This is a genomic window from Photobacterium sp. OFAV2-7 (assembly GCF_022347985.1).
Classification (GTDB): domain Bacteria; phylum Pseudomonadota; class Gammaproteobacteria; order Enterobacterales; family Vibrionaceae; genus Photobacterium.
In genome coordinates this window covers 1-10,496 of the sequence record NZ_JAKRFQ010000076.1, presented here as the reverse complement: position 1 = coordinate 10,496, position 10,496 = coordinate 1, and the positions used below count along the sequence as shown (strand labels likewise).

The 10,496-nt window shown below is 47.0% G+C and carries 9 protein-coding genes; 6 read left to right on the top strand and 3 right to left on the bottom strand.

From position 1 onward, the window contains the following. Positions 1-13: 13 nt before the first annotated feature. A complete protein-coding gene (locus MHN01_RS07200) occupies positions 14-1,417 on the bottom strand; it encodes an MFS transporter (protein ID WP_239410699.1) in 1,404 nt (467 codons plus the stop codon). A gap of 334 nt (positions 1,418-1,751) precedes the next feature. Continuing rightward, positions 1,752-3,518, bottom strand: coding sequence for a hypothetical protein (locus MHN01_RS07195; protein ID WP_239410698.1), 1,767 nt, complete (start codon positions 3,516-3,518; stop codon positions 1,752-1,754). 398 nt (positions 3,519-3,916) lie between these two features. On the opposite strand from MHN01_RS07195, the gene MHN01_RS07190 reads away from it, so the two are divergent. The 4 genes from MHN01_RS07190 (at position 3,917) to MHN01_RS07175 (ending at position 8,107) form a co-directional block, all read left to right on the top strand. After that, a complete protein-coding gene (locus tag MHN01_RS07190; RefSeq protein ID WP_239410697.1) occupies positions 3,917-5,086 on the top strand; it encodes a DNA-binding transcriptional regulator in 1,170 nt (389 codons plus the stop codon). A gap of 156 nt (positions 5,087-5,242) precedes the next feature. After that, positions 5,243-6,562: a xylose isomerase gene (gene xylA / locus MHN01_RS07185; protein ID WP_239410696.1), complete on the top strand. Its 1,320-nt coding sequence runs from the start codon at positions 5,243-5,245 to the stop codon at positions 6,560-6,562. A 186-nt stretch (positions 6,563-6,748) separates the two neighbouring features. Then, on the top strand, positions 6,749-7,282 hold the full coding sequence (locus MHN01_RS07180) for a YbhB/YbcL family Raf kinase inhibitor-like protein (protein WP_239410695.1): 534 nt from the start codon (positions 6,749-6,751) through the stop codon (positions 7,280-7,282). A 33-nt stretch (positions 7,283-7,315) separates the two neighbouring features. Next, positions 7,316-8,107 carry a helix-turn-helix transcriptional regulator gene (locus MHN01_RS07175; protein ID WP_239410694.1) on the top strand — a complete coding sequence of 264 codons (792 nt, stop codon included), beginning with the start codon at positions 7,316-7,318 and terminating at the stop codon, positions 8,105-8,107. 464 nt (positions 8,108-8,571) lie between these two features. Here the strand turns inward: MHN01_RS07175 and MHN01_RS07170 are convergent, their stop codons facing one another. Next, complete coding sequence (locus MHN01_RS07170; protein ID WP_239410693.1) at positions 8,572-9,480, bottom strand: LysR family transcriptional regulator; 909 nt, start codon at positions 9,478-9,480, stop codon at positions 8,572-8,574. A 118-nt stretch (positions 9,481-9,598) separates the two neighbouring features. Between MHN01_RS07170 and MHN01_RS07165 the strand changes: the two genes are divergently transcribed. Beyond that, on the top strand, positions 9,599-10,258 hold the full coding sequence (locus tag MHN01_RS07165) for an FMN-dependent NADH-azoreductase (protein ID WP_239410692.1): 660 nt from the start codon (positions 9,599-9,601) through the stop codon (positions 10,256-10,258). Between the two features lie 152 nt (positions 10,259-10,410). Then, positions 10,411-10,496 (top strand): hypothetical protein (locus MHN01_RS24625; RefSeq protein ID WP_370646446.1); only part of this gene is annotated, 86 nt, incomplete at its 3' end.

Genomic DNA, 10,496 nt, shown 5'->3' with positions numbered 1-10,496 from the left:
TAGTGATAAACATTTAGGCTGTTGCTGGTTTACTGGTATCAATCTCTCCGACAGTCGCGTTCTGGGCTTCATCGTGTTTGGTACGCAGTTTTTCGGCGATGTCTTTTTGCACTTCGCGGGTAATAGGGAAGGCTATTGCCAGAATCACCGCAGGAATGCCGAACAGAACCGGAATGGTGATGCCAAGGTGCTGGATGCCCAATACCGCCTCGGCAGTTTGATCCTGGTTCGGGATATAGCCGTAGGCATCAAGCATCAGGCCCGGAATGACCCCACCGACGGCGAAACCCACTTTCCAGAAGAAGCCAATAATAGCGGTTGAAATGCCGTCAAGGCGAAGGCCCGTTTTGAGTTCACCATACTCGATGGTATCGGGAACGAATGACCAGATGGTACCGGTACTGAAACCGCTGAAGATACTGCAAACGAAGCTGATAGCGATGATCAGTTCGATATCCATCGTCAGATAGCTCAGAAAGCGCAGTGACCCGACACCAAACCCAATGGCAAACAGCCACTTTTTGTCGAAGCGGTCGATTAACTTGCGGACAATGATGATACCGATAACAATCCCGCCCATCTGTGAGAGCATCAAGCTGGTCAGGCTGGATGTGTCGTTGAGGTAGTATTTGAACACATACATCCCGGAACTGTTGCCGATGGCCATCTGGGCAAATAGCACAAACATCAGCATCGCGATGATCAGGAAGGGTTTGTTCTGGCGAAGGTAGCCCAGCACGCCTTTGATACTGATCTTCGGTGCAGAGTCGGCTGAGGTGACTTCAGCCAGATTGATACGCTCCTTTGTCGCCAGGCCGCTGATCAGCCACAACACTAGAGAAATGCCACCGGCGACGACGGCAATGCCGAAGTATGGGTTTTCTGCGGTTGAGTTCTCCAGTACTGTCGGCACGATAGCCAGGCCGACTATCCCAATGAATGACAGTGCCTGACGCAGCGCCAATAGTTTCGCTCGTTCCGTGGTATTGGTGGAGAGCGCTGTGATCATCGACAGGTAAGGCAGGTTGACAGCGGTATAGGCCATTCCAAAGCCAATGTAGGTTACATAGGCATAGATCAGCTTGGACGTTTCTGTCATATCATCAAAAGGGATGGTAAACATGGCAATGAAAAAGACAGCACAAGGCACACCAGAGAAAATGACCCATGGGCGAAAACGGCCCCATCGAGTATTGGTCTTATCGACGATGGTACCGATGATAGGATCGTTGATGGCATCCCACACCCGGGCAACTAAAAATAACGTTGATGCGGCAAGAGGCGAAATACCGAAGATATCGGTGTAGTAAATCAGTAGAAAAGCGGCGGCTAGCTGGTAGGTAATGTTGTTACTGATATCCCCGGCGCAGTATGTCAGCGACTGCCCTGTCGAGAGAGGTTTTAGCTGGTTAGACATAGTGTACTCACGTTAATTCAAATCAGTGTAATTCATGTCCCCGAGTCTCATGAAGCACTGCGAAACCGGGGAGCGCATGTATCTATAAGTTTTTTTCTGAATTAATCGTGCGCGTGACTGATAATCTCGACAATTACGATATTTCACAACAACTGTCTGCTTTTTGTTTTGTGTGTCTTGGCTCTCGTTTGCAAGGGAAAACAATGTGCTGACCAGTGTGGGCCTGCGTCATCGCTTAAATGGCCAATGCATCCCACAGCAGCTGCGGCAGAGCATCGGGGAAATGTGGAGTGGGGCCGATAAAAAAGCCAGCCCGAAGGCTGACTTGAATGAGTTAGTAGCTAAGTGCTTGCCCAATCGCTCGGCCATAATGGTCGATAGCTGCCAGCGAGACTGAGTTGACCTGTTTCAGCGTCTTGCTGCTGGCTTCCTGTTCGCCTTCGTTGATAGATACGCGGGTTGAGCCGGCATTACCTTCTTCGAACACCCAAAGGTCAAGATCAGTAACCAGTGTCGACTCGCGTGACCAGCGGACATAGAAATTGCCCTCATCCGTAACCAGCGCTTCCTGCTTGGCCAGATACGGCTGCATTTCTGCCTTGGTGCTCATGCCTTTGCTGATATTGACTGTCTCCTCAGTCAGCTTGGTGGTGCCGTTGTAGTAGGTCACGGTATAGGCTGAATTATCGCCAACGGTAACGCCATCTTTCACCGGCACGCCGTGGATGATAAGGCTGGTTCCTGGCATTTTGCTGGATGCCAGGTGACAGCCGGTGATCTTTGTTGCGTCGTCACGGCTGACCTGTTTGTAAATCTTATCGATTTCGACCGGCTTCTCCAGTCCCGGTCCGTCAAACACAATCTTGGTGGCGGAGGTATGCGCAGAAAGATCGGCAAGCTTCGGTGTACCTTCAAACCAGGAATAGTTTGACTCGGTGACCTTCTCACAGACGCTGACATCGGCGAAGGCATCGATTTCAACCGCCCATGACATAGTTTGATTGTAATAGCTTAGCTTGAGCATCGTCGTGATGTTAAACGGCAGGTCGTCCGTACGGCCAAGGAACTTGTACTCGCCGTTGCTGTCTTTCCTGAACCAGGCCCGGTTGCGGCCTCCGCTGGCAAACGGCGAATCTTCATAGCGCTCGGAGTAGGAGACCAGCGCCCGACCTTGCGCGTCGATGCTGACCAGTGAGAAATTTTTGAAGCGATCCATCGCCGCGTTTTCATTTGGCAGTATCTTTTCCTTTTGGGCAAACATCCCTGACTTGTCGACGCCAAACCAGTGTGCATCGTCATGGATAAAGGTGTTGTAGGTTTGCTGGGTATTCGCCACGGTCATGCCCTCGAGCAGGCGGTCGGCGCTAGTGATAATGCTGAGGTCGTCCTTGGCTTTTTCCACTGTCATATCGGACGGCAGCAGCGTCTTGTTATTCCAGTTTTCGTCATAGGACAGGGTGACCGAGTAGTCAGTATTTGCCCGGTAGGTCATGGTTGCCGATGTCGCACCGAACTCGACCTGGATAAGGTCTAACACTGCATCAATGTTCTGGTTGTTGGTCTCAAAAGCCGAGCTGAGCAGGTCGAAGTCGCTGCTGACATTGGCCGCTTCCAGCAGCACGCTCAGTACCTGTTTGATCTCGTCTTGTGCCTCTCTGGCTTTGTCGATGGTCAGGCTGTGCTTGTAAGTGGCAAAGTCGGCAAAAGCAACCTTGGCGTCGACACCCGTCATCCGCGAGATCAACAGCTGAGTCAGGGGAGTGACGTTAACCACACCGGATTGCTTGTTGCCTTCAATAAGCATGGAATAGACATCGACACTTTTATCGCCTGAGGCACCTGTCGCATAGAGCAGGGCAGGAGCCTGCGTCTGGGCGTAATCTAACTCAAACTGACCGCTTTTGTTGGCGTCGAGTTTGGTGATATCGCCGTTCGATTCCAGTACGGTGATTTCGCCGTAAATCGGTGCGCCCGTGGCCGCCGTTCCTTTGATTTTGCTCGGCGGCGGAGTAGGTGTCGGTGTGGATGATGAGTCGCTGCTGTTACAACCACCAAGGAGGATGGCTGCAATCGCTGTACATACTGCTTTTTTATTGTACATCTTTGCTATATTTCTCTTGCGTATTGTGAGGGATATTACACAAGAGATTATATAGCGGTCAGTGTGTGTTATAAAGTGCGGTGGAAGGCATAATTTGTCAGATGCAATTGATTAATAAATATCTATAGTCATGTTGTTATTTTTATTGATTTGATTAATGTTTTCTATCGCCAGGCCCAGCAAGTCATGGGCGATATGTGTGTTGTTTCTGATGTTTTTCTCTTTGTTTTCCAAGTGTCTTATTCTCTTTTAAATATAAAACATGATTTTTGTGATCAGTAGTCAATATTGGGTTGTTGAAATGTTAAATGACTTTCTTATACGCCGAATACCGAAAAATAATGGGCAGTGATTTGTATTATTGCTGTTGAACATCAGATATCGAAGATATGACCGCTATGAAAAAGAGACAATTTATCACCCTACTTTTTAATGCCAACAAGGTTTACGACCGCCAGATCATCGAGGGGGTAGGCGAGTATCTCCAGGCCTCGCAGGCCGAGTGGGATATCTTTATCGAGGAAGACTTCAGGACCCGTAAATCCAACATAGCGAAATGTTTAGGTGATGGTGTTATTGCTGATTTTGATGATCCGGAGATACGGGAATTACTGAAAGATGTCGATATTCCTGTCGTCGCTGTTGGCGGTTCATACAAGGACAAAAGCCGCTACCCCGACGTGCCGTATGTCGGGACAGATAACTATTCATTGGTAAAGGCTGCATTCGATCACCTTAAGGGAAAGGGGTTGGAGCAATTTGCATTTTACGGTTTGCCTGACGATGACAGTGCGCTGTGGTCTAAGGAGCGCGAGCATGCTTTTACAGCAATCACCCGTGAGCAGGGGTACCGCTCCTCGGTTTATACCGACGGCAAGATGCTGCCAGAAAGTTGGCAATATGATATCAACCGCCTGACCGACTGGGTGCAGAGGCTGCCGACGCCGGTTGGAATTATTGCCGCCACCGACTCCCGGGCCCGGCATCTGCTGCAGGTGTGTGAGCGCATCAATTTGATGGTACCGGACCAGGTATCGATAATCGGTATCGACAACGAGGAGGTGGCCAGGTACCTGACCCGGGTGTCGTTGAGTTCGGTGTGTCAGGGCTGCAAGGAAATTGGCCACGCCGCCGCCCGTCGCCTTGCCCGTTTGCTTAATGGTGAAACACTGCATCAGCCCCGCATCCTGGTCCCGGCCGTTGGGGTGGTGGAGCGCCAGAGTACCGACTACCAGGCGATCAGAGACCCATATGTCTCACAGGCAATGCACTTTATTCGTCAGAATGTCTCCAAATACATCAAGGTCTACCATGTACTCGATCATCTCGGCATATCACGGACCAATATTGAAGCCAGGTTCAAAGAGCAGCTTGGGACGACGGTCCATACCGAAATTCACAATGCCCGCTTGAATAAGGCGTTGAGTTTGCTCGGCTCGACAGAGCTGCCTATCAATGAAATATCAACGGCCTGCGGTTATCCATCGCTGCAATATATGTATTCGGTGATCAAGAAAAACACCGGCTTTACGCCCAGGGAATACCGGGATGGCCATGCTCATAGCTGATAGAAGTCAGGGGCGTACCGCGCACCAGAACGTTGAAAACGCGACCCTAGACACAAAAGATATATCTATAAATCGAGAAGTGAAATATCTCAATTGTGAGCCGCTAGAGAAAGGAAGAGCATAGCCTCACAAAACGATAATCTGTTGGAGTGAGATGTGAACAACTATTTTGGCAATATTGAGAAAATTAAATTTGAAGGCAAAGCGTCGACGAACCCGCTTGCCTTTAAAGCCTATGATGCCGACCGTATTATCCTCGGTAAGACCATGGCTGAGCACCTGCGTTTTGCGGCCTGCTACTGGCATAACTTTTGTTGGGAAGGGACAGATCCGTTTGGTTTGGCTACCTACGATCGCAAGTGGCTAAAAGGCGGCTCGCCGATGGAAATCGCGCGGATGAAAGCGGATGCGGCCTTTGAGTTTTTTGCCAAGCTGGGCGTTCCTTTCTATTGTTTCCACGATACGGACGTCGCACCGGAAGGGGCCAACCTGAAAGAGTATGTAAACAACTTTGCCGAGATGGTTGATGTACTGGAGCAGAAGCAGGCAGAAACCGGCGTCAGGCTATTATGGGGGACGGCGAATGCTTTCTCCAACCCGCGTTATATGTCCGGCGCGGCATCGAATCCGAATCCGGAGATCTTTGCCTATGCGGCAACCCAGGTATTCAATGCGATGGCGGCAACAAAGCGCCTTGGTGGTGAAAACTATGTGCTTTGGGGCGGCCGGGAAGGCTATGAAACCTTGCTGAACACGGACCTGCGTCAGGAGCGCGAGCAGCTGGGTCGTTTCATGCAGATGGTGGTCGAACATAAATACAAGCTGGGCTTTAACGGTACGATCCTGATCGAGCCAAAACCGCAGGAGCCGACGAAGCACCAGTACGATTATGACACGGCAACGGTGTATGGCTTCCTCAAGCAGTTTGGCCTGGAAAATGAAATCAAGGTCAACATCGAGGCGAACCATGCCACGCTGTCGGGCCACAGCTTCCAGCATGAAGTGGCAACGGCAACCTCGCTCGGCCTGTTTGGCTCTATTGATGCCAACCGCGGCGATGCTCAGCTGGGTTGGGATACCGATCAGTTCCCGAACAGCGTCGAAGAAAATGCCCTGGTGATGTATGAAATCCTCAAGGCCGGCGGCTTCACAACCGGCGGTTTCAACTTCGATACCAAGCTGCGTCGCCAGTCTATTGATAATGCTGATCTCTTCCACGGCCATATCGGCGGGATGGATACCATGGCGCTGGCACTGGAGCGTGCAGCTATGATGATTGAAAACGATGTCCTGGCACATAATGTGGCTGATCGCTATGCCGGCTGGAGCGGCGAGTTGGGTAGCAAGATCATGCGTGGTGATTTTAGCCTGGAATCGCTGGCTCAGCATGCAGTCGAGAGCAACATCAATCCGAAAGCGGTATCAGGTCAGCAGGAGCTGTTGGAGAATATCGTCAACGGTATTATTTTCAAATAAGCCAGTTGCTTGATTACACAATAAAAGCAGGCCTAGGCCTGCTTTTTAGATCTTGCTTTGGGAAAATGCTCATGCAACCAAAAGTCTCAAAATTTAAGTTAAAATCATCAACTGTGATACTTAATGAAAGGCTGTGATCTCTCAGGGGGAATACACTGATCTCGAACTAAGATCAGGAGTATAACCATGAAAGCATTTACTACATCCGTATTAGCCCTGGGCATACTTGTTGCAGGCTCGGTACACGCATTTGAGCTAAGCAGTAAAGATATTCAGGAAGGTCATCCAATGGCGAAGACCTTTGAATACGCAGGGTGGGGGTGTAACGGCAGTAATCTGTCGCCTCAACTCATGTGGAAAGACGCACCTGTCGGCACAAAAAGTTTTGCGATAACGGTATACGATCCGGATGCGCCAACCGGCAGTGGTTTTTGGCACTGGGTGGCGTTTAACATTCCGCTATCAGTGGCTGAATTACCGCGAGGAGCAGACATCGAAAAGCTTGGGGGGACAAATTCGCGCATCGATTACGGCACGGTTGGCTTTGGTGGTGCATGCCCGCCGGAACAAGACGGGATGCACCGTTATCAGTTTACTGTGTGGGCATTGCCTACAGACAAGTTAGACTTGGATGCGAGCACGCCGGCGGCAGTGGTGGGGTTTACTTTGAATACTATGGCACTAGGTAAAGCCAAATTAACCGCAACCTATACGAGATAAGTCAGGTACGAGCAAACTAGCAATGGGGGAGTGATGGGCCACCAATATCAGGTCACTATATTCAGGGCTGAGCAGCTGCAAAGGTTGCGTAATGTGAGGATTCACTCCCCAAGTATTATTCAGATTATTTCCGGCAGTAAGCGTTTATATTGGAAAGAATCTGCGGTTGAGTTTTCACACTCACAACTATTATTGTGTGAAGCGTCAGCGTCACTTAGTTTTGAAAACCTGCCGCAAAAGGGACGCTTTGTGTCCCGTGTATTCAGCTTTCATTGTTCACCTGATGGATCCATGCTTGAGATGAGCGTAGAAAGGGCGTTCGATAATGACGTACCAACGATTGATGCTGATAATACTTTAAAAGATATCTTGAATGCGCTGTCCTCGTTTGACTTGGGGGGGATGAGCAAAGAGACGCAAACCTTCTGGTTGATGGGGCTATACCAGCAACTGGCCGAGCAAGGGTTGCTACATCGATTGTTTCCCAGCGAAAAGGTAACATTCAGTCAGACCTTGAGCCATTATCTTTCCCGCTCGCCGGGTGAAGCGCATCCGCTGCAGTCTGTTGCTGAGCGCTTTGCAATGAGTAAAGCGACCTTAATACGTAAATTGAAACAGGAAGGGACGCAGTATCGCGAGCTGTTGGCAGACGTTCGGCTCAATCACGCCCTCCATCTCATGCAAAATGGCTGCTGTAACGTCACTATGCTGTCTCAGTTGTGTGGCTATCAGTCCGAAGGGCGATTTAGCCAACGGTTCAAGCGTAAGTTTGGCCTAACGCCCAGTGCCTATATGAAGACCATATATTCCCGCCCTCAACCATGAATGCGGTTTACTGGGCAGGCTTTATTATGAGTGAGCTACCATCCAAGTAATATTAAGGCAAATTGAATTGGCATCGGCTTTGACAGTGAAAATTAGCTTATGATAGCCAGGTTAAGGTGCAAGCCAGTAGGAATATGGCTTTATGTTTGCTGGCAAGGAATTGGACATTTTCGAGTTATATCATTAGCTCCACTTTTTGCCTTCAGGTAAGTTATTGTATTGCAAATTACCAGAACTAGTTGCTGAGGCTGAAAGCTTTTTCTAAATATTTCGAACATGGAAGTTCTTGTCCTCCTATGCTCGCAAACGAAAATAAATTCTATGCTAAAGCCTTGAGACTATGTTTATTTAGCTTATTCTTTCCTTGATTAGCGCCCCGACTATTATTTTCAGCACTGTAAAAAGTATATCTGATGCTAGTAATACTACACTTAACACATTAGCTGAAATGCTGGCCAGACTTATCATTGCGGTAACGATTCCGAATACAGTTCGAATTTCTTAATAACCCAATTTTTAAACGCTAATATACTTTTGCTCCGAATATTATGTTCAGGAACTAACAAATAATAACTCATTCCTTTAGTTGTATGATTCACCGCAGCTGTTTTATAATCAACTAGCCATTGTTGAGCGATTGCATTTTCAACGAGAAGCGAACTAACTAAAGCAATTCCCTGTCCAGCTAAAGCAGCCTGGATTACATGGTGTTCCTGATCAAATTGTCGTACCTTTAATGTTTCGGTAGCACCTAGTTTACCACTTACAAAAGTTTTCCATGAAATTGAAGGCAGTTTGTCGTTATGCCATCTTGTTTCTAATAGGTGAGCGTCGGCTATAGAGTTGATACTTTCAATATAGTTGGGTGTAGCGTACATACCTATTTTTTCAGTAACTAGTTTTGTTGAGTTCTTTTTCGAATCATTATGTACACCATATCTTATAGCTAAATCAATCCTCCTATCTTTTTCAATATCATCAACTTGTTCTCCAGTTTTAACAGCGACTTCAATACCTGGGTGCAGTTTATAAAATTCTTCCAGATTGGGAACTAACCACATTGCTGCAAAAGATGATGTTGTGCTTATGGTGATGATATTTTTGGCATTTGATATTTCATTGATCACATTTGTTAACTGCTGCAAAACGCTATAAGCAGTTTCAGCAAGCAGTTCACCATCCCTAGTTAATTGAACCGCACGAGTTTTTCTTTCGAACAATAATGTACCAAGAGCCTCTTCAAGTGCCTTAATTTGATGTGAAACGGCTGTTGGTGTTACGTGAAGCTCCTCCGCAGCCTTTTTAAAGCTTTTTAGTCTTGCAGCTGCATCAAAAACCTTGATGCTATTCAGAGGCGGTAGTTGCGAGTACATAGCCAAAATCTATAGATAACTTAAATTCACCTATAGGTTAGTATTGATCGTTTGTCTATGCAATGAAAAAGTAACAAAATATATTATGAAAATTCAATGAAACACATGAGGAATAGACATGAAAACCATACTCCACATTGATACTAGTGCTAGAAGAACTGATAACGAGGTTCAAGAATACAATTCAATTTCAAAAACACTTGCAGCTACCTTTATGGATAAATGGATGACAGTGAATAATGAAGATAAAGTTATCTATAGGGATTTGGGGTCAAACCCGCCAGAGTTTATTAGTCAAGATTGGATAGCTGCTGTTTTTACTCCTGATGATAAGAAGACAATTGAGCAAAAACAACTTTTAACTTTGTCTGACACCTTAATCGAAGAGTTGGATCAGGCTGATATTATTCTGATTTCTTCACCAATGTATAACTATGGTATGCCAGCGGTACTTAAAGCATGGTTCGATCAAGTAATACGAATTAATAAGACATTTTCTTTTGATTTGGCAAGAGGCGATTTTCCTTTAGAACCCATAATGTCGGGAAAAACACTTGTTCTTATTTCATCAAGTGGTGAGTTTGGGTTTGAAATTGGTGGAATTAGAGAAAAAATGAATCACCTAGGAACACACATTGAAGTGCTAGGTAGATACCTAGGGGTAGAGAAGTTCTATGAAATTAAATCTGAGTATCAAGAGTTTGGGGATGAAAGACATGAAAAGTCTTTTAAAGATGCTCTCGTCTCTATAGAAGAGCTTGTAACACAGCTTTCATAATTTTCTGTCTAGCCATTAGGAGAAAAGCGATGACTTTACAGCAAATAAAAATCACCCCCGATCCATACGAGGCTTTCAACCTGTCACAAGGTATATAAGTTGGTAATTTACTTTTTATTTCAGGCCAAACCGCAATCAATGAACAAGGGCAGTTGGTAGGAATAAATAATTTTGAAGCACAGGTAGTGTATGCCTTTGAAAACTTATCGAAGGTATTAAAGGCTGGTAATTCAGCACT